Below are 23,712 nucleotides of genomic sequence, written 5' to 3' on the forward strand. Positions count from 1 at the left end.
TCAGCCGGCCGGCGTCGGGGTGGCGGTGGGCGGATGCAGCGTGGTCTGCATGAGCTGCCGGATGTAGGCCCAGTCGGGGTTGAACTCGTCGATCCCGCCTGCGGGGGTGAGCTCGATCGTGGTCACCGGCTGCGACTTGGCCTTCATCCCGAGGTCGAGCAGGGTCGGGGCGATGAGCCCCTGCGGCAGGTCCGTCTCGACGATCGCCGTGCCGGCCGCGGCGACGTCCTGGAAGCGGGCCACCACGTTCTGCGGCGTGGCCTGCGCGAGGATCGCCTGCTGCAGCTCGCGCTGACGCCGCATCCGATCGAAGTCGCTCGTGGTGTACCGCGAACGGGCGTACCACTGCGCGGTGTCGCCGTCCATGTGCTGGGGCCCCGCCTCGATCCAGCCGATCGCCCACTCCTCGGCGGGCTGGCCGGGGTACTGCGGGCCGCCGCCCTTGGGCAGCCGCTGCTGGACGTTGATGTCGACGCCGCCGAGCGCATCGACGAGTGCCGCGAAGCCGTGCATGTCGATGAACACGTAGTACGGGATCTGGATGCCCAGGATGCCCTCCGCGGCGTCCTTCGTCGCCTCGACCGCAGGGGTCGAGCCGTTGGCCACGGCGTTCGGGTAGAGCGCGTTGCCGTCCTGGCAGACCTCGACCTCGGTGCGCAGTTGGTTGATGCCGCTCCCCCACCCGCAGGTGGCGTTCGCGTGGCCGGTGTGCCCGTTCGGGTACTTGTCGAGCATGGGCCCGGGCGCGAACGGGAAGTTGGGCATGTCGCGGGGGATGCCGGTGATGGTCACCGCTCCCGTGGTGGCGTTGATCGACACCACCGAGATGCTGTCGTACCGCATCGAGTCGCGTCCCTCGCCCGAATCGGCGCCGAGCAGGAGGATGTTGTAGTAGCCGTCCGAGGGCGGCACGACCGGGGCCGAGGCGCCGAAGATCTGCGTGAAGGCGTCGCGAGTCGCCCCCGCGGCGACCGCGCCCGTCCCCGCCACGAACGACGACGCCGCCACCAGCACGATCGACAGCAGCGCGATCGCGAAGCGCGACACCGATCCGGTGCGCACGAGGCGCACGAGGCGCAGCGTGTCGATCGTGAGCACGATCCACAGCACCGCATAGGCGATCAGCACCCCCTGCACCAGCGTCAGCGGCAGCCACCGGAACCACGCCAGCCAGTCCGGGATCCACGCCCCGGTCGCGAACGCCACCAGCGTCGGGAAGGACATCAGGGCGCACAGCCCCGCGAGGATCAGCACGACCCACAGGAACAGGGTGGCGCCGAGCCCGAATCGGCCGAGCCGCCGGTTGCCGGCGAGCACCTGCGCGGAGCCCGGCAGGAGGAAGTTCAGGAGCACGAGCCACCAGCCGCGCCGGGTCATCAGCGGCCGGGACGAGGCATCCGGATACCGCATCGGCCGCTCTTCGAGGAAAGCCGAGCGGGCGCCGGGACGCGTGCGCGACGGGCTCGCGACGCTCACAGCGAGGCCTTCAGCCGCTCGTTCTTCTCCTCGACCTGGGCCTCGAGCGCACGGGCGTACTGCTCGACGCGGTCGCCGAGCGTCGCGTCGGCGGCGCCGAGGATGCGCGCGGCCAGGAGTCCGGCGTTCTTCGCGCCGTTGATCGAGACCGTCGCGACGGGGATTCCGGCGGGCATCTGCACGATGCTGAGCAGCGAGTCGAGCCCGTCGAGGGTGGCCAGCTGCACCGGCACGCCGATGACCGGGAGCGCGGTGACCGAGGCCAGCATGCCCGGCAGGTGGGCGGCGCCTCCGGCTCCGGCGACGATGGCGCGGATGCCTCGGGCCCGGGCCTCGCGTCCGTAGCGGATGAGCTTGTCGGGGGTGCGATGGGCCGAGACGACCTCGACCTCGTGGGGGATCCCGAACTCGGTCAGGATCTGCGACGCGTCGCTCATGACGCGCCAATCGGAGTCGGAGCCCATCACGACGCCGACCAGCGGCGCGTCGGAGGAATGCAGCGGCCGGGTCACCCGACCAGGCTAGGGCGCGACCCTGTGGAATCCCCGCAACGGCGCGCGCCGAGGCGCCCGGACGGTCAGCCCGGAGGAGGGGAACCGCGGACCGGGCGCGGTCAGCCCGCGAAAAAAGATGCCGCGGCGCGGGCGCGGTAGGCGACGTCGTCGAGGTCGTCGCCGGTCGCGGTGACGTGACCCACCTTGCGGCCCGGGCGGGGCGCCTTGCCGTAGGTGTGGATCTTCACGTCGGGGCAGTCGGCCATCGCGACGGAGAACCGCTCCTCGAGACCGCCGGACGTCGGCCCGCCGAGGATGTTCACCATCATCGACCAGGGCGCGCGCGGCGCGGTGTCGCCCAGCGGCAGGTCCAGCACGGCGCGCAGATGCTGCTCGAACTGCCCCGTCACGGCGCCGTCCTGCGACCAGTGACCCGAGTTGTGCGGGCGCATCGCGAGTTCGTTGACCAGGACGCGCTCGTCGGTCGTCTCGAACAGCTCGACCGCCAGCATCCCGGTCACTCCCAGTCCCTCCGCGATCGCGACGCCGATGCCGGCGGTCACCCGCGTCAGGCGATCGCCGGCGCGCGGCGCCGGGGCGATGACCTCGGAGCACACGCCGCCGCGCTGCACGGTCTCGACGATCGGGTACGCGCGCACCTCGCCCGACGGGCGGCGCGCGACCTGCTGGGCGAGCTCGCGGGTGAAGTCGACCAGCTCCTCCACCAGCAGCGCGCCGCCGTGGGCGTCCTCGGCGAGCGCGGCGAACCAGTCTTCGGCCTCGGTCGCGGCCGACACGACGCGCACCCCCTTGCCGTCGTAGCCGCCGCGGGGCGTCTTCACCACGCCGCGGCCGCCGTGCGCATCGAGGAACGCCTGCAGGTCGGCGACGCCGGTCACCGCGGCCCATTCGGGCTGCGGCATCCCGAGCTCGGCTATCTTCGTGCGCATCACGATCTTGTCCTGCGCGACGCCGAGCGCCGCGGGCCCGGGGCGCACCGCGACCCCGGCATCGACGAGCGCCGTCAGCACGTCCTGCGGCACGTGCTCGTGGTCGAACGTGAGGACGTCGACGTCCCGGGCGAAGGCGAGCACCGTCGCGGCGTCGCGGTAGTCGCCCACGGCCGTCGCGGCCAGGGATGCCGACATGCCCTCCTCCTCCGCCAGCACACGCAGCTCGACCCCGAGCTCGACGGCGGGCGCGATCATCATGCGGGCCAGCTGCCCGCCTCCGACGACTCCGACACGAATAGCCATGGGACCATCATCCCAGTCCGGCGTGCGGAGTCAGGCCGGCAGCGGCGGGGGCGGGCCCGGGTACTGCTGGGCGTCGCGGTGCGCCAGGATCTGGTTCACCTCGACCTGGTCGACGAGCACCTCGTGCACCAGTTCGACGCTCGGGATGCGGGCCATCCGCAGCGGTGCGTCGACGCCGTCGGCGAGAACGAGCGTGCCCGCGCCCGACATGCGCTGCAGGATGCCGCGGCGCACCGTGATGGTGTAGCCCCTCACGTGCGTCAGCTCGCGTCGGCGCGTGGCGAACACGCCCGAGCGCTCGATCACCCGACGCGTCGTGATCGTAAAGACGTGCCCCCACCACACCAGGAAGGGGATCACCACGAGCAGCAGCACGACCGCGCCGGCCGCGGCCCACAGCATCCAGTCCTGGAACGGATCGGGCAGGTTGCCGGAGAAGAACCCGACCGCGCCCGCCACGGCGATGAGCACGAGCGCCGACCAGAACAGCCGCCCCGCGTGCGTGCGGATGCGCGCCACGCGCAGCTCGGGGGTGGGCGCACCGGGGGCGGGCATGAAGGGACGCCCCCCGTACGTCGTCGGCTGCGTCACGCCTCCATTGTGGCGGAGGCCGGCGACAGGGCCGGTCAGGCTCACCGCATCGGGGGATCCGGTCAGCGCACGTGCACCACGTCGCCGGCGGCGACGGGCACCTCGGCGCCGGCCCCGTCGAGCACCACCAGCCGCCCGTCGGGGTCGAGTCGCTGCGCGCGACCCGCGAGCGTGCTGCCGTCGGGCAGGGCGACCCTCACGTCGGCGCCCACCGTGGTGCACAGCGCCTCGATCTCGCCGAGGAGCCCGGCCGCCGCGGCATCCCCCTGCGCCGTCTCGAGCGCCGCCAGCTGCTCGCCGAGCGCCCGCACGTAATCGGCCACGAGGCGGTCCTCGTCGACCTCCAGGCCTACCGCGGCGAACGACGTCGCGGTCTCGACGGGGAGATCGGCGCGCGTCATCGTCGTGTTCACGCCGGCGCCGACGACCACGATGTCGGGGTGCGCGGCCACCGCCTCGGCGAGGATGCCGCTGACCTTCGCCCCGTCGAGCAGCACGTCGTTGGGCCACTTCAGGGCTGCCGAATGGCCTGTTCCGCGTACCTGCGCGGCCACCGCGCGGGTCATCGCCGCACCGGCGATGAGAGGGATCCAACCGCGCGCGGCGACCGGGACGCCGCCGACCTCGACCACCACCGACACCGCGATCGCCGTCTCGGGGGGCGCCGACCACGTCCGATCCAGCCGTCCCCGGCCCGAGCGCTGGTCGCGGGTCAGCAGCAGCGACAGATGCGGCCACCCGACCGGGTCGAGCCCGACGGCGGCGACCACGTCGGCGTTGGTGGATCCGGTGTGCTCGGCGACCTGCACCCGGGGGCTGACGGCGGCGGTGAGGGGATACCCCTCGGCGGGGATGGGCATAGCCCACACCCTACGCGCGGCGGCGGAGCGCGGCATCCGCTGGCCGAACCCGACAGCGGATGCCGCGGGGCCTTGTGTGCACTCTCCAACCGGGGGAGGACGGTGCTCGCTAGGGTGGAATCCGTGACCGATCAGCCCGACATGTCCACGACCGCCGGCAAGATCGCCGACCTCCGTGAGCGCTACGCCGAAGCCGTCGTGCGCGCCGAGGAGGCCGCCCGCGAGAAGCAGCACGCGAAGGGCAAGGGCACGGCGCGCGAGCGGATCGAGCAGCTCGTCGACCCCGGCAGCTTCGTGGAGTTCGACGAGTACGTGCGCCATCGCACCAGCGCGTTCGGCATGGACCGCTCCCGCCCCTACGGCGATTCGGTCGTCACCGGCGTCGGCACGATCCACGGCCGCACCGTCGCGGTGTACTCGCAGGACTTCTCGACGTTCGGCGGCTCGCTCGGCGAGGTCGCCGGCGACAAGATCATCAAGGTCATGGAGTTCGCGCTCCGCGGCGGCATGCCGTGCATCGGCATCCTCGACTCCGGCGGCGCGCGCATCCAGGAGGGTGTGGTCGCCCTCGGCAAGTACGGCGAGATCTTCCGCCTCAACACGCAGGCCTCCGGCGTCATCCCGCAGATCTCGATCATCATGGGCCCGGCCGCGGGCGGTGCGGTGTACTCCCCCGCGCTCACCGACTTCGTGATCATGGTCGACAAGACCAGCCAGATGTTCGTCACCGGCCCCGACGTGATCAAGACCGTGACCGGAGAAGACGTCGGCATGGAGGAGCTCGGCGGCGCATACACGCACAACACCCGCTCCGGCGTGGCGCACTACCTCGCCGAGGACGAGGAGGACGCCCTCGACTACGCCCGCACCCTCATCGGGTTCCTCCCCGACAACAACATGGCCGAGCTGCCGGTGTACGAGGGCGTGTTCGAGTTCGAGACGACGGATGCCGACCGCACCCTGAACACGCTGATCCCCGACTCCCCCAACCAGCCGTACGACATCCACTCGGTGATCCGGCACGTCGTGGACAACGAGGAGTTCCTCGAGGTGCAGCCGCTGTTCGCCCCGAACATCGTCATCGGGTTCGGCCGCGTCGAGGGGCGCACGATCGGCATCATCGCCAACCAGCCGTCGCAGATGGCCGGCACGCTCAACATCCAGGCCGGCGAGAAGGCGAGCCGGTTCGTGCGGTTCTGCGACGCGTTCTCCGTCCCGATCGTGACCCTCGTCGACGTGCCCGGGTATCTCCCCGGCACAGACCAGGAGTGGGAGGGCGTGATCCGTCGCGGTGCGAAGCTGCTCTACGCCTACGCGGAGGCCACCGTCCCGCTGGTGACCGTCATCCTCCGCAAGGCCTACGGCGGCGCGTACATCGTGATGGGCTCCAAGCAGCTCGGCGCCGACGTCAACCTCGCCTGGCCCACCGCCGAGATCGCGGTGATGGGGGGCCAGGGCGCGGTGAACATCCTCTACCGCGGCGAGATCCGCAAGGCGGAGGAGGCCGGCGAAGACGTCGCCGCGGTGCGCACGCGCCTCGCCAACGAATACACCTACGACGTGGCGTCGCCGTTCCTGGCCGCCGAGCGAGGCGAGCTGGACGGCATCATCGAGCCGGCCGCGACGCGCGTCTCGATCGCCAAGGCGCTGCGGGCGCTCCGCGGGAAGCGCGCCAGTCTGCCGCCGAAGAAGCACGGTAACATCCCGCTATGACCGGGGGGAACGCAGCGGATGCCGCGCTCGGCGCAGACGGCCAGCCGCTCTCGATCGACGTGCGTCGGGGCGCGCCGACGGCCGAGGAGCTGGCCGCGCTCCTCGCCGTGGTGAGCGAGGCCTACCAGGCCGAGGCCGCTGCCGCGCAGGCTCCCGAACCGCGGACGCGCGACGGCTGGTCGCTGTCCCAGCGCGGCCTGCGCGCGCCGCTGCCCCGGCAGGCCGGCTGGGCGCGATCCGGGTGGACGTCGGGCGCCTGAGTCCGCCCTGAGCGGTGTCGGACGAGGCATCCGGCGCGTTTTGCATACCGGGTATGTCCCCCGAAATACCTACAGACGACCGGTATATCGGCCGCGGATACTGATTGAGCTGGAACGCATCACGCGTTCGGTCGGTCCGTTCGGATGCAGGGCATCCGAACCGGTTCCGGCCTCGCGAACGGTTTTCGGGTAACCGTTCGCCAGGCGAGGGGCGGGCGGCTTCGCCGCCCCTCGCCTCCTCTCTTCTCCGCTCCCCGGCCCCGGCTCCCCCTCCCCCGCCGGGTCGGGGAGCGAACCCCTTCCGGCGGCCGCCGTCCCGGCGCCTCCGCCGCTCCCCGATACGATGGCAGGCGTGACGCATCCGCAGCCAACGACCATCCGCCGCCCTCCGGCGCGACCGCGGGTCGCGGCATCCGGGATGCGGCTGTGACGCGGATCGCCCTCGTCTGCGACTACTCGCTGGAGTACCTCGGCGGTGCCCAGTCCGCGTTCCTCGACGAAGCCCGCATCCTCCGCGAGCACGGGCACGAGGTGACGATCGTCGCTCCCCGTGTCACGCGGGGTCGCACGGTCGCCGCGGCGGGCTCCTCCCCCGTGCCGGAGGGAATCGACAGCATCCTGGTCCCCGCGCGGTGGACGATGCCGGTGGTCGACCTGCCGCTCGTGCGCAACTCCTCTGCAGTCCGGCGGCGGCTCGGCGAGGCCTTCGCGGCGCGCTCCATCGAGGTGGTGCACCTGCACTCGGAGTTCGGGCTCACCGCGGCGTCCTCCCAGGTGGCGGTGGAGTGCGGCATCCCGCTCGTGCAGACCGTGCACACCTTCTTCTGGCAGGCCGGGCTCGGACCGACCGCGAGCCGACTCGCCTCCGCCGCGGCGCGCCTGTTCGCGCGGCTGGTGCGTGGATTCCCCGCCTCCCGGCGGCGCCTGGCCGACTCGGCGGTCGACTCGGCGCTGCGGGGGATCACCCTCTCCACGGCGGAGCGCGTGCAGACGGTGATCTCGCCGTCGGCTCACCAGGCGGCGCGCCTGCGCGAAGCCGGGCTGCGTCACGTCATGGTGATCGAGAACGCCACTCCCGACGGAGGGGCCGCGGGGCACGCCCTGACCGCGATCGAACCGCCCCTGCGCGTCGCGTGGATCGGACGGCTCACGCCCGAGAAGCGCATCCTCGAGTTCGTCGATGCCGTGACGGGCGCGCAGGAGGTGCTCGGACCCGGAGCCCTGCACGCCGAGGTCATCGGCGACGGCCCCCAGCGGGAAGCCGTGGAGGCGGCCGTCTCGGCGGCCGGCGGAGCCGCCGGGATCGAGCTGCTCGGGCGGGTGCCTCGCGAGCGCGTGCGGGAGCGCATGCGCGCCGCGCACCTCGTGGCGCTGACGTCGTTCGGCTTCGACAACCAGCCGGTCACCGTCGTGGAGGCCCTCAACGAAGCCCGCGCCGTGCTGTACGTCGACCCGAACCTGCAGGAGGGTCTCGCCGTCGGCGGCGTGCTCACCGAGTCCGAGGGCGTCGACGGCATCCGCGACGCCCTCGTGATGCTCGCGCGCGATCTCGACCTCGTCGTCGCGCGCTCAGCCGAGGCGCAGCGCGCCGCATCCCAGTTCTCCCCGCAGCGCCACGTCGCGCTGCTGGAACAGGCCTACGACGACGCGCGCCGGCTCGTGTCGGGCGCCTCGCCGTCCTGAGAGGCGTGCGGGATCTCCTGCCACAGATCGACGGCCTCCTCGTCGGTGCCGGGCGGGGTGGATCGTCCGACCACCGTCACCGCCACCCGATCGTGCGGGGAGGTGCGGATGTAGAGACGCCGGGAGTGCGCCGTGCGCAGCGTCTCGGCGAGCTCGCGGCGGATCGTGACGAGCGCGTCGGGTCCGACGTTCTCGAGTCCGCCCTCGTCGAGCACGGTGACGGTCGCCCCGCGACGGCGCGCGGCGTCGATCCCTGCCCGCACCTCGTCGTCGAGCAGGCGGGGCCCGCGCAGCTCGTCGCGGAGGCGACCCTCCGCGATGCGCGCCTCGAGGCGCAGCTCGTCGTCGAGCACTCCGCCCGACGCCACCGTCGCGGTGAGCACCGGACCGGCCACGGCCAGGGCGCGCTGCACCTGCACGCGCCGCTCGCGCTTGCGCACCGTCTGGGACGCCTGCCACGCCGACGCGGCGCGCTGCAGGGTGGCGAGGCGGCTGGTGTCGCGCGCCGCACGGTCGAGCGACATGATGAGCAGCTGCGCGACGATCACCCAGACCGTCGAGCCCACCAGCCCCAGCGACAGCGCCTGGAGCGGCCCCATCCACGCACCGCACACGACCGCCATGATCGCCGTGCCGGTCCAGGCCACCCAGGGGCGTCGACGGGCCATAACGATCGTCATGAGAGCGCCGATGCCGCCGGTGACCCACACCCCGTGCGACGCCGTGCGGCCGTCGGGGCCCACGGCGATGGCGACGAGGTTCGGCACGACCACCGCACTCAGCAGCGCCAGCGCGCACGCCCACGCCGGCAGCCGGTCCCGGCCGGGCACACCGGCCGGCTGCTCCGGTTCTCCGCCGTCGGCCGCGACGGCGGGCACCACGGCGGTCTCGGCCGCCTCACTGCGGACGCGCGGCTGCCAGAACAGACACGCCCACGTCGTCGGCAGGTACACGCCGAGCGCGGCGAAGACCAGAATCGGGTAGGGCACCGTGACCCCGGGCCACCACAGACCGCGCGCCGACAGATACGCGGTGAACGCCAGCGCAAGGCTGATCAGGATGCGGCGGACGCTGATCATCGCAGACTGTGCTTCCACTCGAGGGTGACGGCCGTGCCGCGCGCACCGGTGTCGATCACCGCGGTGCCGCCGATCGCGGCGAGCCGCGCCACGATCGAGCCGCGGATGCCGAGGCGGTCCTCCGGGACGGTCTGCAGATCGAATCCCGGTCCGGTGTCGCTGACGGTGATGCGGACGGATGCCTCGCCCGCCCCTCCCTCGCCGGGAACCGCGTCCGCCCCGCCCACGGTGCTCGCCGTCACCGAGACCGCCAGACCCATGCCGCCGGCGTGCTGGATGGAGTTGGCGACGGCCTGCGTCGACGCCAGGGCGAGTGCGCGGGCCACGCGACCGGGGATCGCCGGCGCATCGTCCGGGAACGCCCGGCGCACCGTGATCGCGACGCCGAGCTCACGCGCCTCGCGCTCGATGTCGTCGGCGACGGCGCCCACCGGCTGCGGGGCGTCGCTGCCCTCTCCGGCGTCCTGCTCGGCGTTGGCGAGCCGGGTGAGAGCCTCGCGTGCCATCGCGACCGCCAGCATCCGCTCTCGGGAGCTGGTGGCGCGTTCGGCCGAGATCAGCGCGGCCAGCACGCTGTCGTGCATGAACGCGGCCACCGCGAAGCGCTCCTGCTCGGCGGCGGCCGCCGCCGCGGCGGCGGCGTAGGAATCCACGGCCTGGGCGCGCGTGGCGTCGACGTTCGCGGCGACGGAGCGGAAGACCCAGCCGAGGGCGAGAAGCACACCGCCGAGCAGGAGCGCGAACGACACGTCGAGGATCAGCGGCACCTGCAGGTCGACGACGAACCCACCCTGGATGAGGCGCACCAGCCCGTACAGCAGGGGCGCCCCGATCGTCCACACCAGCTGCAGCGGGAGTCCGAAGGCCAGCACGGCCGCCAGCGTCGAGATGTTGACGAGGAAGTAGATCCACGGCTGCGAGCCGGGCTCCGGCACCGATCCGGCCGTCACCACCGGCCAGAGCGCCAGGCACACCACGAACGAGACCGCGAAGATGCCCGCGGCCACGCGCACGCCGCGTCCGATGAGACCTGCCAGAACCATCGCCGCCAGCGGTCCGAACGCGAGCAGCGTGAGCGAGAAGTGCCACCCGGGCAGCTCCTCCGAGGAGCCGAGGGACGCGAAGAACGCCTGCGCACCCAGCGCCGCCGAGCCGATTCCGGCCACCAGGGCGATGGTGCGCTCGATCCGCTGCCGGGTGAACGATCCCAGGCTCACGGTGGCGTCACGGGTCTGGGAGATGTGCCCCCAGGCCGCGTCGAGGACCGCGCGGTCGGAGTCAGCCGTCACCGGCGTCCTCCGCCGAGACGATCCCGTCCTCCATGGCGCGTCGCAGCAGGTCGACCTTCGTCGGCGCGGGGCGGCCGACCTCGACGTACTTCACGCGCACGCGGGTGATGTTCTCCTTCGCGGTGGAGTAGGCCACTCCGAGGCGATCGGCGACGACCTTGAGGGGCAGGCCGGCGGCGTACAGTCGCAGCACCTCGCGCTCGCGGGCGGAGAGCTGCGCATCGGCGAAGGCGCGATCGCCCTCGACGGCGCTCGCCCATTCGATGTTGTCGAGCAGCTCGCCCTGGGCGACCGTGCGCACGGCGGCGACGACGTCGCCGATCGGAGAGGCCTTGCTCACGACTCCGGCCGCGCCGGCGGCGATCGCCTCGCGCACCGCGGCGGGGCGATCGGCGACGGAGTGGATGATCACCGACGATCCGTCGATGACGAGTCGGTGCACGTTCTCGGTCACGGTGGTGCCGTCGCCGAGCGTCAGATCGAGCACCACGACGTCGGCCGGGGCGGCGTTGTTGTCGGAGCGCCAGCCGACGTACTCCGTCACGCTCGCCCCCGAGAAGACGACGTCGTTCCCGTCGCGCGCGCAGGCGGCCTCGAGACCGAGCCGGACGGACTCGTGGTCGTCGATCAGCGCTACGCGGGCCATGCCGCTCAGCCTATCCGTGGCGGTGGGCTCACCGTGTCAGCGCGACGACCGCTTCGACGTGGTGAGAGTGCGGGAAGAGGTCGATCGCGCGCACATCGCCGTGCACCGCATATCCGTGCCCGGCGAACACCGCGAGGTCCCGCGCGAGGGCGACCGGATCGCATGCCACGTAGACGACACCGGCGGGACGGATGCCGCACACGGCGTCGACGACCTCGCGACCGGCGCCGGCGCGCGGCGGATCGAGCACGACGACGCCCCGCGACAGGCGCTCGCGCTCTGCGGACGACGCGGTCTCCAGCGCGCCCTTCAGGAAGCGGTCTACACGAGCGGTCTCGGCGCGCGCGCCGACCCACTCGGCGAGGTTCTCGCCGGCGTGCTCGGTCGCACGGGCATCGGACTCCACCGACGTGATCCGCATGCCCGGTCCGACCACGTCGCCGACGGCCGCGGCGAGCAGACCCACACCCCCGTAGAGGTCGAGGTGCGCGGCATCCCCGTCGATCCCTCCGGGCAGGGACCGCAGCGCGTCGGTCACCGCACCGGTGAGGGTCGCGGCGGCGAGGCGGTGCACCTGCCAGAACCCGCCCGCATCGACCCGGAACGGGCGGCCGCCGACCCGCTCCTCGACCACGTCGTGCGCGGCGCGCGGGTCGGTGGGGCGGGCGGGGGGTCGGCGCCGCCCGCGCACCGGCCCGGTCGGATCGGAGCGCACGATCGCCCGCACGGAGCCGTCGGCGGGCTGCACCAGATCGATGCGGCCGGGCGCGCCGCCGCCGCGGCTCAGGGCGGCGCGCTCGATCGCGGCCGTGGCCAGCGGGTGGTCCTCGACGGAGATGACGCGATGGCTGCGCGCCGCGAACGGGCCGACCTCGCCGTCGGCGCCGACGTGCAGGCTCACGCGGGTGCGCCACCGGGTGCCGTCCGCGCGCTCCTCGGCGACCACCTCGCCGTCGGCGCCGCGGGCGGGCGAGGCCGCCTCGATCGTGGCGGGCACCCCCTCCAGGCGCCCGATGCGCGTCAACGCGTCGCGCACCACCTCGAGCTTCAGGGCGCGCTGGTGGGACAGCTCCATATGACCGAAGTCGGCTCCGCCGGGGCGCTGCTCGGGCGGCACGTCGATGTCGGCCTGCCGCCACACGTGCGGGCGGCGGTGGGGCGAGGCATCCCGCACCTCCAGCGCCTCCGCGCGCCAGAACGACGCCTTGCCCACGTCGGTGAGCCGCACGCGCACCCGTTCGCCGGGGATCGCGTCGGGCACGAACACCACGCGGCCCTCGTGCCGGGCGACGAACACGCCGCCGTGCGCGACATCGGTGATGTCGAGGTCGAGGATGTCGCCGCTGTGCATACGACCGAGCCTTCCACACCCCCGGCGCGGCGCCGCGCCCCGGTAGCGTGGCCGGCATGCGCGTCTGCCTCGCCTCCACCTCGCCCGCCCGCCTGATGCTGCTGCGGCAGGCCGGCATCGAGCCCGAGACCCGGGCGCCCGAGGTCGACGAGGAGGCCGTGATCGCCGAGGTCGAGGCGACCTCCGGGCGCCTCGCCCCCGACGCCCACGTGCTGCTGCTCGCCCGACGCAAGGCGGCGGATGTCGCGCAGCGCGTCACCGCCGACGACCCCGGCTTCGACGGACTGGTGATCGGCGGCGACTCCATGTTCGAACTCGACGGCGAGATCCTCGGCAAGCCCTACACGGCCGACGCGGCGACCGCCCGGTGGCGGAGCATGCGCGGCCGCACCGGCGTGCTGCACTCGGGGCACAGCGTGTTCCGCGTGGCGCCCGGGGCGGCTCCCGTCGAGGCGCACGCCGTGGCGGAGGCATCCGTCACGTTCGCCGCCGACGTGACCGACGCGGAGATCGCCGCCTACGTCGCCACCGGCGAGCCGCTCCTGGTCGCCGGGGCCTTCACGGTCGACAGCCTCGGCGGCGCATTCATCGAGCGGGTCGACGGTGACCCGTCGACCGTGGTCGGGATGTCGCTGTCGACCCTGCGCCGCCTCGCGCGCGAACTCGGTGTCGAGTGGACGGCGCTGTGGAACCGGGTCTGAGCCTGGGAACACCGACCTTGTCGTAGGAATCCCACGTTTCTTCTCGGTTCTTGTAGGAACCGCTCAAAAATGCGCGGGAGGCGCTCGGTAGGCTGGCGTCCATGCCTGCTATCGCCAAGGTGCTCATCGCAAACCGCGGCGAGATCGCCGTACGCATCATCCGGGCGGCCCGCGACTCGGGCAAAGCGTCCGTGGCCGTGTACGCCGATCAGGACCGCGACGCCCTCCACGCCCGCCTCGCCGACGAGGCCTATGCGCTCGACGGCGCCACCAGCGCCGACACCTATCTCTCGATCGAGAAGATCCTGTCGGTCGCCCGCCGGTCCGGCGCCGACGCGGTGCACCCCGGCTACGGCTTCCTCGCCGAGAACGCCGACTTCGCCCGCGCGGTCATCGGCGCGGGGCTGATCTGGATCGGTCCGACGCCCGAGGCGATCGAGGCGCTCGGCGACAAGGTCACCGCCCGGCACGTGGCCGAGAAGGTCGGCGCCCCTCTCGCCCCCGGCACCCCCGGTCCCGTCGCGGGCGCCGACGAGGTCGTCGCCTTCGCCCGCGAGTACGGTCTTCCCATCGCGATCAAGGCCGCGTACGGCGGCGGCGGACGCGGACTCAAGGTCGCACGCGAGCTCGACGAGGTGCCCGAGCTGTTCGAGTCGGCAACCCGTGAGGCGATCGCCGCGTTCGGTCGCGGCGAGTGCTTCGTCGAGAAGTACCTCGACAAGCCGCGTCACGTCGAGACGCAGTGCCTGGCGGATGCCGCGGGCAACGTCGTGGTCGTCTCCACCCGCGACTGCTCACTGCAGCGCCGTCACCAGAAGCTCGTGGAGGAGGCGCCCGCACCGTTCCTCACCGACGAGCAGAACCGCGTGCTGTACGACGCGTCGAAGGCGATCCTGCGCGAGGTGGGCTACATCGGCGCGGGCACGTGCGAGTTCCTCATCGGCGCCGACGGCACCATCTCCTTCCTCGAGGTCAACACGCGCCTGCAGGTGGAGCACCCGGTCTCCGAGGAGGTCACCGGCATCGACCTCGTGCGCGAGCAGTTCCGCCTCGCCGAGGGCGGCACCCTCGACTACGCCGATCCGGCGCCGCAGGGCCACTCGTTCGAGTTCCGCGTGAACGGGGAGGACCCGGGTCGCGGCTTCCTGCCCCAGCCGGGCAGCATCCACGTCTTCAAGACGTTCGGCGGACCGGGTGTGCGCCTCGACTCCGGCGTGACCGCGGGCGACAGTGTGAGCGGCGCATTCGACTCGCTGCTGGGCAAGATCATCGTCAGCGGCCGCGACCGCGCCGAGGCGCTCGAGCGCGCCCGCCGTGCCCTCGACGAGTTCGAGGTCTCGGGCATGCCGACGGTGCTCCCCTTCCACCGCAAGGTCGTCCGCGACCCCGCATTCACCGCCGAGGACGGCCGTTTCGGCGTGTTCACGCGGTGGATCGAGACCGAGTTCGTCAACGACATCCCCGCGTGGGACGGCGAGGCCGGTGGTCCGCAGGCCGAGGAGACGCGGCACACCGTCGTCGTCGAGGTGGGCGGCAAGCGCCTCGAGGTGAGCCTGCCCGACCGCATCGTGGGCTCCCCCGCGGCATCCGGTCGCCCCGCCGCCGTGCCGCCGTCGCGCCGCTCCCACGCCCCGTCGGTGATGACCGGCGCCTCGGGCGACGCGGTGAAGTCGCCGATGCAGGCCACCGTCGTCAAGCTCGCCGTCGAGGACGGGCAGCAGGTCGTCAAGGGCGACCTGGTCGTCGTGCTCGAGGCGATGAAGATGGAGCAGCCCATCCAGGCGCACAAGGACGGCGTGGTCGGCGCGATCAACGCCGCTCCCGGCTCGACGGTGTCGGCCGGCCACCAGCTCCTCACCATCAGCTGACGCGCTGAGGCGAGGCATCCGTCTCCTCCTCCCCGTCCCCGTGAGGGGTGGGGTGGATGCCGAGGGTCAGGCGTCGGAGTGGTCGACGATGTGCATCGCGCGCACGGCGTCGGTGATGCTGCCGGTCAACGACGGGTACACCGCGAACACGCGGGAGACCTGGTCGACCGTCATGCGCCGCTCGACCGCGATCGCGATGGGGTAGATGAGCTCGGACGCGCGCGGAGCGACGATGACGCCGCCGATCACGGTTCCGCTGCCCTGACGGGCGATCACCTTCACGAAGCCGTCGCGGATGCCCATCATCTTCGCGCGCGGGTTGGCCGCGAGCGGCAGCTTGTGGATCACGCCGTTGATGAGGCCGTCCTCGACGTCCTTCTCCTGCCAGCCGACCGTCGCGATCTCGGGGGCGGTGAAGATGTTGGCGGTGATGCGCCGGCGCTCCAGCGGGATGACGGCGTCGCCGAGCGCGTGGAAGACGGCCGTGCGCCCCTGCATGGAGGCGACCGAGGCGAGCGGAACGAACGTGGTGCAGTCGCCCGCGGCGTAGATGTTGGGCACCGAGGTGCGCGCGACGCGATTGACCCGGATGTGCCCGGACTCGGTCATCTGGACCCCGGCCTCCTCGAGGCCGATGCCGGCGGTGTTGGGGATCGAGCCGACGGCCATGAGACAGTGGCTGCCCTCGACCGTGCGCCCGTCGGCGAGGGTGACCCGCACGCCGTCGCCGGTGTTCTCGACCGTGTCGGCGCGGGACTTCGACAGCACGTGCATCCCGCCGCGCTTGAACACCTTCTCGAGCACGGCCGCCGCGTCGCGATCCTCGCCCGGCAGCACCTGGTCGCGGCTGGAGATCAGCGTGACCTCGGCGCCGAGGTTCATGTAGGCCGAGGCGAACTCGGCGCCCGTGACGCCGGAGCCCACCACGATGAGGTGCGGCGGCAGCTCCTTCATGTCGTACAGCTGCGTCCAGGTGAGGATGCGCACGCCGTCGGGCTTGGCGGTCGGCAGCTCGCGGGGCGACGCGCCGACCGAGACGACGAGGGTGTCGGCCTCGATCCGGTCGAAGTCGGTGCCGCCGGGGCCCGTCGAGACGACCACGGCGTTGCCGCTCTCCAGCCGCCCCTCGCCGGTGATGATGCGCACCCCCGCCTCGGCGAGGGAGGCGCGCATGTCGTCGGACTGCTGGCGCGCGAGCGACAGCAGCCGCTTGTTGACGGCGGCGAGGTTGATCGCCACCTCGGGCTTCAGCGGCTTCCCGCTCTCGCCCTTCGCGTAGAACTGCACGCCCAGGTCGGTGGCCTCCGAGATCGCCACCGCGGCGTCGGCCGTCGCGATGAGCGACTTCGACGGCACGACGTCGGTGATGACGGCCGATCCGCCCACGCCGGCGCGCTCGACGACCGTCACCTGAGCGCCCAGCTGCGCGGCGGCGAGCGCCGCCTCGTACCCGCCGGGACCGCCGCCGATGATCGCGACGCTCTGGGTGCTCTCGAAGCTCGAAGACATGATCCCCATTCTCCCCTGCCGCACGGGCGCGACGCACATCGGCACCTGTGCGGAGGACGGCGGGCGGACGGATGCCGGGGGCACAGGCATCCGTCTGCTCCTGGCCCCTGCGCCCGGGGGTTCCTAGAGTGGGGTCCATGTCACACAGCTCCCACCCCCTCGACGACCCCGCCGCCGACCCGTTCGCCGTCGCCGCCGACGCCGCGGCCGACATCGCGCGCCTGACCGGAGTCGAGCAGCACGACATCGCGCTCACCCTCGGCAGCGGCTGGGGCCGCGCGGCCGAGCTCGTCGGCGAGACGGTCGCGACCGTGCCCGCCACGGAGGTCACCGGCTTCAGCGCGCCGGCGCTCGCCGGCCACGTCGGGTCGCTCCGGAGCATCCGGACCTCCAAGGGCAAGCGCGTGCTCGTGATCGGCGCCCGCACCCACTACTACGAGGGTCACGGCGTGCGCCGTGTGGTGCACAGCGTGCGCACCGCCGCCGCGACGGGCGCGACGACGATGGTGCTCACCAACGGCGCCGGGGGCATCAAGGCCTCGTGGAAGCCGGGGCAGCCGGTGCTGATCAGCGACCACATCAACCTCACCGGCGACTCCCCTCTGGAGGGGGCGACGTTCGTCGACCTCACCGACCTGTACTCGCTGCGGCTGCGCGACCTCGCCCGCTCGATCGACCCGTCGCTGGACGAGGGCGTCTACACCCAGTTCCGCGGACCGCAGTACGAGACCCCGGCCGAGGTGCGGATGGCTAAGACCATCGGCGGCAGCATCGTCGGCATGTCGACGGCGCTCGAGGCGATCGCCGCGCGCCAGGCCGGCATGGAGATCCTCGGGTTCTCGCTCATCACGAACATGGCGGCGGGCATCCAGACCACGCCGCTCAGCCACCAGGAGGTGATCGAGGCGGGACGCGAGGCGGAGCCGACGATCTCGGCCCTGCTGGCCCGCGTGATCGGGGCGATGTGAGCGCCCTCGAGGCGGCGCGCGCGTGGCTCGCGCAGGATCCCGACGGCGACACGCGGGCGGAGCTGCGCGACCTGATCGACCGTGCCGAGGAAGGGGATGCCGCGGCATCCGCCGATCTGGACGATCGCTTCGCCGCGCGCCTCGCGTTCGGCACGGCGGGCCTGCGCGGACGCCTCGGCGCCGGCAGCAACCGGATGAACCGCGTGCTCGTCGCCCAAGCGGCCGCCGGTCTCGCGGCGTACGTGCTCGAGCGCGCCGGAGAGGGCGCCACGATCGTGGTCGGCTACGACGGGCGGCGCAACTCCGACGTGTTCGCGCGCGACTCGGCCGAGATCTTCGCCGGTGCCGGACTGCACGCCGTGCTGCTGCCCCGTCTGCTGCCCACGCCTGTGCTGGCGTTCGCGGTGCGGCACCTCCGCGCGGCGGCGGGTGTGATGGTCACCGCCAGTCACAACCCGCCCGACGACAACGGCTACAAGGTCTACCTCGGCGGCGATGACGACGGCTCGCAGATCGTGGCCCCCGCGGACGCCGAGATCGCCGCGCACATCGCGCGGGTGGCCGACGCCGGCGACGTGGGGGCGATCCCCCGCTCGTTCGGCTACGCCACCGCGCCCGAGAGCGTGGTGGAGGAGTACGTCGCCGCCACCGCGGCCGTCGCCCCGGCACCCGCCGGCGCGGACGGCATGACGTGGGTGTACACCGCGATGCACGGCGTGGGCGCCGAGACGGTGCGGCGCATTCTCGAGGTCGCCGGCTACCCCGCTCCGGTCGAGGTCGCCGCCCAGATCGAGCCCGACGGCGCGTTCCCGACGGTGTCGTTCCCCAACCCCGAGGAGCCCGGGGCGATGGACCTGTCGTTCGAGACGGCCCGCGAGGTCGGTGCCGAGCTCGTGATCGCGAACGATCCCGACGCCGACCGGCTGGCGGTGGCGGTCCCGGATGCCTCGGTGGACGGCGGCTGGCGCCGGCTCACCGGCAACCAGGTCGGGCTGCTGCTGGGCTGGCGCGCAGCACGCGAGGCGGCGGCCGACGAGCGGGTCGAGGGCGCCTCGCTGGCGTCCTCGCTCGTGTCGTCGCCTGCCCTGCAGACCGTGGCCGATCACTACGGACTCGGCTTCCACGCCACTCTCACGGGCTTCAAGTGGATCTCTCGCGCCCCCGGCATGGTGTTCGGGTTCGAGGAGGCGCTCGGATACCTCGTCAACCCCGGAACGGTGCGCGACAAGGACGGCATCTCGGCCGCCGTGGCGATGCTCGGCATGGCCGCCGAGGCCCGCGGCCGCGGCGCGTCGGTCGCCGACCTGTGGACGGAGTTCTCCGACGCGTTCGGCCACGTCGACAGCGACCAGATCTCGGTGCGGGTCGACGACCTGTCCGTGATCGGCCGCATCATGACGGCGCTGCGCGCCGCGCACCCCGAGCGTCTCGGCGAGGTCGCGGTGACGCAGGTCGACGACCTCATCGAGGGTCACGGCGATCTGCCGCCCGGCGACGTGCTGCGGCTGTGGCTCGAGGACGGCTCGCGCGTCATCGTGCGTCCGAGCGGCACCGAGCCCAAGCTCAAGCTGTACCTCGATGTGCGCGGCGACTCCGCGGACGACGCCAGCGCCCGCATCACGGCGCTGACCGCGGCCGCCCGGGCGCTCCTGGACGACCTCGGCTGACCGCATCCGCCGCGATTCCGGCGTGCAGAACTCCACCGATCCGGCGCGGATGCAGGGCCCGGCGCCGTGCAGAGCCGTGGGCGGATGCCGGTCGGTGGAGTTCTGCGCAGCAGGGGACCCGAAGGAGGACCGTCAGGCCGACGCCGGGGCGTACCGGAACGAGGCGCCGTGGTGCTCCGCCGGAAGCCGGTCGCCCTTCCCGTGGAGTTTCTGGCGGAGCGTGCCCGGGACGTACTCGGTCGGGTAGACCCCGCGCTCGCGGAGCACCGGGATCACGAACTCGACCACGTCCTCGAAGGTGCCGGGCGTGATCGCGTAGGCGAGGTTGAACCCGTCGACGTCCGTGTCCTCGACCCACTCCTGCAGCTGGTCGGCGATCTCCTCGCCCGAGCCGACGATGGTGGGGCCGAGGCCGCCGACCGCAGCGTGCCGGCCGATGTCGCCGACGGTGAACTCGCGGCCGTGCTCGGCCGACTCCTGGAAGTTCGCGACCGTCGACTGGATCGCGTTGGACTTCACGTTCCCGACCGGCTCGTCCACGTCGTAGGTGGACAGGTCGATGCCCATCCAGCCCGACATGAACACGAGCGCACCCTCCTCGCTGGCGTACGACAGGAAGTCGGCGTGCTTCGCGCGCGCCGCCTCGGGGGTGGCGTCGGTGATGATCGTCAGCAGCGTGTAGATGCGCGCCGCGTAGCGGTCGCGGCCTGCTGCCTCGAGCGCGTCGCGGATGCGCGAGACCGTGCCCTTGAGCACCTCCTTGGTGGGTGCCGCGACGAAGATCGCCTCTGCGTTGCCCGCCGCGAACGCCACGCCGCGCGGTGAGGCGCCCGCCTGGTAGATCACCGGGGTGCGCTGCGGGGACGGCTCGGAGATGTGGATGCCGGGCACGGTGAAGTGCTTGCCCTTGTGGCCGATCTCGTGCACCTTCGAGGGGTCGGTGAAGATGCCGGACTCGGCGTCCTTGACGACGGCCTCGTCCTCCCACGATCCCTCCCACAGCTTGTAGAGGACCTCGAGGTACTCGTCGGCGTGGTCGTACCGGTCGTCGTGCTCGAGCTGGTCCTCGTGGCCCATGTTCCGGGCGGCGCTCGGCAGGTACCCGGTCACGACGTTCCAGCCGACGCGCCCCTTGGTGAGGTGATCGAGCGTCGTGAGGCGACGGGCGAACGGATACGGATGCTCGTACGCGGTGCCCGCGGTGACCCCGAACCCGAGGTGCTCGGTGACCAGCGCCATCGCGCTCACCAGCATCAGCGGATCGTTGACCGGCACCTGCGCACCGTTGCGGATCGCCGCCTCGTTGCTCCCGGCGTACACGTCGTAGGTGCCGAGGACGTCGGCGATGAAGATGCCGTCGAAGGTGCCGCGCTCGAGCAGCTTCGCCAGCTCCGTCCAGTACTCGAGCGTGTTGTACGCGGCCGAGCGGTCGCGCGGATGGCGCCACAGTCCGGACGACTGGTGGGCGACGCAGTTCATGTCGAAGGCGTTGAAGCGGATCTGACGCGGCATCCTCGTATCCTCCGCCGTCCGGCGCGCAGCACGAACTCCGTCGACATAAAACGACCAACGAGGGCCGGCCGGGGCGACCCGACTCCCGGGCCTAGGCTCGAGAGGTGGAACTGATCGCCCCCGTCATGCTCGAGAACGCGCACGTGCGGTTGGAGCCGCTGTCACCCGACCACGCCGACGAGCTCGCGCTTGCGGCCGAGGGTCTCGAGTACGCCTGGTACACCGCGATCCCCCGACCCGACGAGATCGGCGCCGAGATCGCGCACCGCCTCGACCTGCGCGACCGCGGGGTGATGAATCCCTGGGCGATCCGGAGTGTGCGCACCGGGCGCGCGGTGGGCATGACCACCTTCTGCGGCATCGACCAGCCGAACCGCCACGTCGAGGTCGGGTACACGTGGCTCGCCCGCAGCGCGCAGGGCACCGAGGTCAATCCCGCCGTGAAGCTCGCGGTGCTCGGCCACGCGTTCGAGGCGTGCGACACGATCGCGGTCGAGCTGCGCACGCACTGGCACAACCACCAGTCGCGGGCCGCGATCGCCCGGCTCGGCGCGAAGCAGGACGGCGTGCTGCGCAGCCACCGCATCGGCCCGGACGGCACCCTGCGCGACACGGTGGTCTTCTCGATCATCGCCGCCGAATGGCCGACGGTGCGCACCGGTCTGACCGAGCGCCTGCGCCGGTTCTGACCGCCTCCGCAATCCCGATTCGGGGCGGATCTCGCGCCTCGGAGCGGGATCAGATCCGCCCCGAGGCGCGAAATGCGCCCCACACCCTGAAAGAGGGGGATTCCTCGGCGCGGGTTCAGCCGTCGACGACGGCCACGAGCTCATCGAGGAACCCGGCGAAGTCGGTGGCACGGCGCACGATGCGCTGCACGCTGTCGCGTTCGGAGAACACCTCGACGAACTGCTCGAACACCGTCTGGAACGCCTCGCGGTCGGTCTCCGAGAACGCCACGAGCGCGACGACCTGCACGCGCCCCTCGCCCCACGGGATGGACGGCTCGGCGATGCCGATCGCGATGGCGGTGCGGGTCGCGGTCATCCCGATCGCGTGCGGCACCGCGAGCGCCTCGGTGAACGCCGTCGACGACAGCTCCTCGCGCTGCAGCGCGCGCTCGACGTAGTCCTCGTCGATCACGCCGCGTGCCACCAGCATCCCGCCCAGCTGGCGGATGATCGCCCGCTCGCCGAGCGTCGCGTCGAGGCCGCGCACGAACGCGGCCGGATCGAAGTAGCGCTCCAGCTCGGTGCGCAGCCGGGTCAGCCGACGACCTCGCCGGATGCGGCCGGCCGCGGCCTGCACGCGCTCGATGTCGGCGTCCGTGAGGAACGGCTGGATGCGCACGATCCGATCGCTCGGAGCCGACGGCTCGATCGTGGTGAGCACGAGGTCGGTGTCGATGGAGGCCCAGTCGGGGTCGACGCGCGTCTCGACGCCGACGACCTCGATCGCCTGTCCGAGGGAGCGGTCGACCGACGAGCGCAGCAGCTCGTGCAGCTCGTAGTAGCCCGGGCACACGATCGTCGCCGTGAGCAGCTGGTCCGCGCGGCGGCTTCGCTCGAGGCGGCCGCCGACGTGCATGGCGATGTAGGCGACCTCGTCGTCGAGCAGCGGGATGCCCAGGCGCTCCTGCAGTCCCGACGCGATGAACACCGCCACCTCGAAGATCATCGGGTAGGTCGATTTCAGCGACTTCGTCAGCGGGTTGCGCGACCACGCCTGCTCGCGCGAGCGGTGCAGCAGGTTCTGCACGTGCAGGGCGAGGCGCAGGATGAAGTCCTCGTGCGCGATGTCGACCAGGAAGTCGGATGCCGCGTGCTCGACCACGTCGCGCACGGCCCGTTCGACGTCGGGGGCCAGCCGCGCCCGCGCATCGTCGGAGGGTGCCCCCGGAGCGCCCGGCGCGACCACGCGGGTGAGGACGAGGGTGGCCAGGTGCTGGCGGTCGCCGGGGCCCAGCTCGACCCCGAGGTGGCGCCGGGCGAGGCGGTCGATGATCTCGCCCACCTCGCGCTGCGCGTCGCGCTCGTCGGCGACGACGCCCTCGAGGCCGCGGCCGCGCGCGACCCGGTCGGACGCGATCGCGATGTGCATCACGACGTCGGCGATGCCGATCTCGTTGACGAAGTAGCCGAGCGCCCCCAGCTCCGAGACGAGGTCGGTCTTGAACGGGCCGAACGCCTGCGCCCCCACCGATCCCTCGCCGAGCGTGCGGCGCAGCACGCCGAGGTCGAACGACCCGGCGTCCATCTCGTCGTGCGCGAGACGGCTGAGCAGGCGCCGCTGCGCCACCTCCGTGCCGCGCAGCCGAGCGCGGTCGGCCGAACGCTCCAGCGTCAGCTCGGTCCCGCCCAGCAGGGCGCGCACGCGGGCGAGGTCGGCATCGACGGTCGCGGTGCTCACGTGCAGCGATTCGGCCGTCTCGAACACGTCGATGCCGTCGGGGGTGTCCAGCAGGGTGCGCACCAGCCGGTGCAGCCGGTCCCGGGGGGTCCCGGCATCCGTCGCCCCCGCCGCGCGCAGCGCCGCCGAGGCATCCGTCCCCGCCCGATACCCCTGCGACCCCGACTCGACCGCCGCTCCCGAGGGCACGCGGGCGTTGAGGGCGGTGACGTACGAGCGGATGCTGCGGGGCGTGACGCCGAGCGCGTCGGCGAGCGTCGCCGCGGTCGCCCATTGGCCGTCGCGGGCGAGCATGCCGAGCAGGCGATCCTGTCGCGCTCTGGTCACGTCGCCCCTCCCGGTGCGGCACACCGTCGTGCGCCCGCCCGCTCCAGTCAACC

Annotated in this window: 20 protein-coding genes; 8 read left to right on the forward strand and 12 right to left on the reverse strand. The window is 72.6% G+C overall.

The genetic code is table 11. From position 1 onward, the window contains the following. From ACSJDX_RS00060 to ACSJDX_RS00080, 5 genes are all read right to left on the reverse strand, one after another. Positions 1-1,476: an LCP family protein gene (locus ACSJDX_RS00060; RefSeq protein WP_438353567.1), complete on the reverse strand. Its 1,476-nt coding sequence runs from the start codon at positions 1,474-1,476 to the stop codon at positions 1-3. After that, complete coding sequence (purE, locus tag ACSJDX_RS00065; RefSeq protein WP_438355015.1) at positions 1,473-1,940, reverse strand: 5-(carboxyamino)imidazole ribonucleotide mutase; 468 nt, start codon at positions 1,938-1,940, stop codon at positions 1,473-1,475. The genes ACSJDX_RS00060 and purE overlap by 4 nt, the downstream gene beginning before the upstream one ends. 149 nt (positions 1,941-2,089) lie before the next feature. After that, positions 2,090-3,226, reverse strand: coding sequence for a 5-(carboxyamino)imidazole ribonucleotide synthase (locus tag ACSJDX_RS00070; protein WP_438353568.1), 1,137 nt, complete (start codon positions 3,224-3,226; stop codon positions 2,090-2,092). A gap of 30 nt (positions 3,227-3,256) precedes the next feature. After that, positions 3,257-3,817: a PH domain-containing protein gene (locus ACSJDX_RS00075; protein ID WP_438353569.1), complete on the reverse strand. Its 561-nt coding sequence runs from the start codon at positions 3,815-3,817 to the stop codon at positions 3,257-3,259. Positions 3,818-3,879: 62 nt separating this feature from the next. Continuing rightward, entirely contained in the window at positions 3,880-4,677 is a 798-nt protein-coding gene (locus ACSJDX_RS00080) for a biotin--[acetyl-CoA-carboxylase] ligase (protein ID WP_438353570.1), read from the reverse strand. Between the two features lie 141 nt (positions 4,678-4,818). Here ACSJDX_RS00080 and ACSJDX_RS00085 point away from each other — a divergent pair, with 141 nt between their 5' ends. The 3 genes from ACSJDX_RS00085 to ACSJDX_RS00095 all read left to right on the forward strand — a co-directional run bounded on the left by ACSJDX_RS00085 (position 4,819) and on the right by ACSJDX_RS00095 (position 8,333). Then, positions 4,819-6,390 carry an acyl-CoA carboxylase subunit beta gene (locus ACSJDX_RS00085; protein WP_438355016.1) on the forward strand — a complete coding sequence of 524 codons (1,572 nt, stop codon included), beginning with the start codon at positions 4,819-4,821 and terminating at the stop codon, positions 6,388-6,390. Further along, a complete protein-coding gene (locus ACSJDX_RS00090) occupies positions 6,387-6,650 on the forward strand; it encodes an acyl-CoA carboxylase subunit epsilon (RefSeq protein WP_438353571.1) in 264 nt (87 codons plus the stop codon). Before ACSJDX_RS00085 ends, ACSJDX_RS00090 begins: the two co-directional genes overlap by 4 nt. Positions 6,651-7,076: 426 nt before the next feature. Continuing rightward, positions 7,077-8,333, forward strand: coding sequence for a glycosyltransferase family 4 protein (locus ACSJDX_RS00095; RefSeq protein WP_438353572.1), 1,257 nt, complete (start codon positions 7,077-7,079; stop codon positions 8,331-8,333). Here the strand turns inward: ACSJDX_RS00095 and ACSJDX_RS00100 are convergent. Genes ACSJDX_RS00100 through ACSJDX_RS00115 form a run of 4 tightly spaced genes read right to left on the reverse strand, consistent with a single transcriptional unit; the run spans position 8,288 to position 12,698 of the window. Continuing rightward, the gene (locus tag ACSJDX_RS00100) at positions 8,288-9,412 is read right to left on the reverse strand and encodes a hypothetical protein (protein WP_438353573.1); all 1,125 of its coding nucleotides are present in this window, start codon (positions 9,410-9,412) and stop codon (positions 8,288-8,290) included. The two genes, ACSJDX_RS00095 and ACSJDX_RS00100, sit on opposite strands and share 46 nt — an antisense overlap. Beyond that, positions 9,409-10,701, reverse strand: a complete 1,293-nt coding sequence (locus tag ACSJDX_RS00105; protein ID WP_438353574.1) for a sensor histidine kinase — start codon at positions 10,699-10,701, stop codon at positions 9,409-9,411. Before ACSJDX_RS00105 ends, ACSJDX_RS00100 begins: the two co-directional genes overlap by 4 nt. Further along, positions 10,691-11,347, reverse strand: a complete 657-nt coding sequence (locus ACSJDX_RS00110; protein WP_438353575.1) for a response regulator transcription factor — start codon at positions 11,345-11,347, stop codon at positions 10,691-10,693. Before ACSJDX_RS00110 ends, ACSJDX_RS00105 begins: the two co-directional genes overlap by 11 nt. Positions 11,348-11,375: 28 nt before the next feature. Further along, positions 11,376-12,698 (reverse strand): class I SAM-dependent RNA methyltransferase, encoded by a 1,323-nt coding sequence (locus ACSJDX_RS00115; protein ID WP_438353576.1) that lies wholly within the window; start codon positions 12,696-12,698, stop codon positions 11,376-11,378. Between the two features lie 56 nt (positions 12,699-12,754). Between ACSJDX_RS00115 and ACSJDX_RS00120 the strand changes: the two genes are divergently transcribed. Both ACSJDX_RS00120 and ACSJDX_RS00125 read left to right on the forward strand, forming a co-directional pair. Then, positions 12,755-13,399, forward strand: coding sequence for a Maf family protein (locus tag ACSJDX_RS00120; RefSeq protein WP_438353577.1), 645 nt, complete (start codon positions 12,755-12,757; stop codon positions 13,397-13,399). A gap of 101 nt (positions 13,400-13,500) precedes the next feature. Then, positions 13,501-15,267, forward strand: a complete 1,767-nt coding sequence (locus ACSJDX_RS00125) for an acetyl/propionyl/methylcrotonyl-CoA carboxylase subunit alpha (RefSeq protein ID WP_438353578.1) — start codon at positions 13,501-13,503, stop codon at positions 15,265-15,267. A 66-nt stretch (positions 15,268-15,333) separates the two neighbouring features. On the opposite strand, the gene ACSJDX_RS00130 is transcribed toward ACSJDX_RS00125, so the two are convergent. Then, positions 15,334-16,776, reverse strand: coding sequence for an NAD(P)H-quinone dehydrogenase (locus ACSJDX_RS00130; protein ID WP_438353579.1), 1,443 nt, complete (start codon positions 16,774-16,776; stop codon positions 15,334-15,336). Between the two features lie 137 nt (positions 16,777-16,913). On the opposite strand from ACSJDX_RS00130, the gene ACSJDX_RS00135 reads away from it, so the two are divergent. Both ACSJDX_RS00135 and ACSJDX_RS00140 read left to right on the forward strand, forming a co-directional pair. Then, positions 16,914-17,744, forward strand: coding sequence for a purine-nucleoside phosphorylase (locus ACSJDX_RS00135; RefSeq protein ID WP_438353580.1), 831 nt, complete (start codon positions 16,914-16,916; stop codon positions 17,742-17,744). Then, positions 17,741-19,411: a phospho-sugar mutase gene (locus ACSJDX_RS00140; RefSeq protein ID WP_438353581.1), complete on the forward strand. Its 1,671-nt coding sequence runs from the start codon at positions 17,741-17,743 to the stop codon at positions 19,409-19,411. The genes ACSJDX_RS00135 and ACSJDX_RS00140 overlap by 4 nt, the downstream gene beginning before the upstream one ends. A gap of 132 nt (positions 19,412-19,543) precedes the next feature. Here ACSJDX_RS00140 and ACSJDX_RS00145 read toward each other — a convergent pair whose 3' ends face one another. Continuing rightward, the gene (locus ACSJDX_RS00145; RefSeq protein ID WP_438353582.1) at positions 19,544-20,923 is read right to left on the reverse strand and encodes an LLM class flavin-dependent oxidoreductase; all 1,380 of its coding nucleotides are present in this window, start codon (positions 20,921-20,923) and stop codon (positions 19,544-19,546) included. Between the two features lie 104 nt (positions 20,924-21,027). On the opposite strand from ACSJDX_RS00145, the gene ACSJDX_RS00150 reads away from it, so the two are divergent. Next, positions 21,028-21,612 carry a GNAT family N-acetyltransferase gene (locus ACSJDX_RS00150; protein WP_438353583.1) on the forward strand — a complete coding sequence of 195 codons (585 nt, stop codon included), beginning with the start codon at positions 21,028-21,030 and terminating at the stop codon, positions 21,610-21,612. A 115-nt stretch (positions 21,613-21,727) separates the two neighbouring features. Here the strand turns inward: ACSJDX_RS00150 and ACSJDX_RS00155 are convergent, their stop codons facing one another. Further along, the gene (locus tag ACSJDX_RS00155) at positions 21,728-23,659 is read right to left on the reverse strand and encodes a BglG family transcription antiterminator (RefSeq protein ID WP_438353584.1); all 1,932 of its coding nucleotides are present in this window, start codon (positions 23,657-23,659) and stop codon (positions 21,728-21,730) included. Between the last annotated feature and the right edge of the window lie 53 nt (positions 23,660-23,712).

Origin of the sequence: Microbacterium fluminis, assembly GCF_051549805.1 — a bacterium.
Classification (GTDB): Bacteria; Actinomycetota; Actinomycetes; order Actinomycetales; family Microbacteriaceae; genus Microbacterium.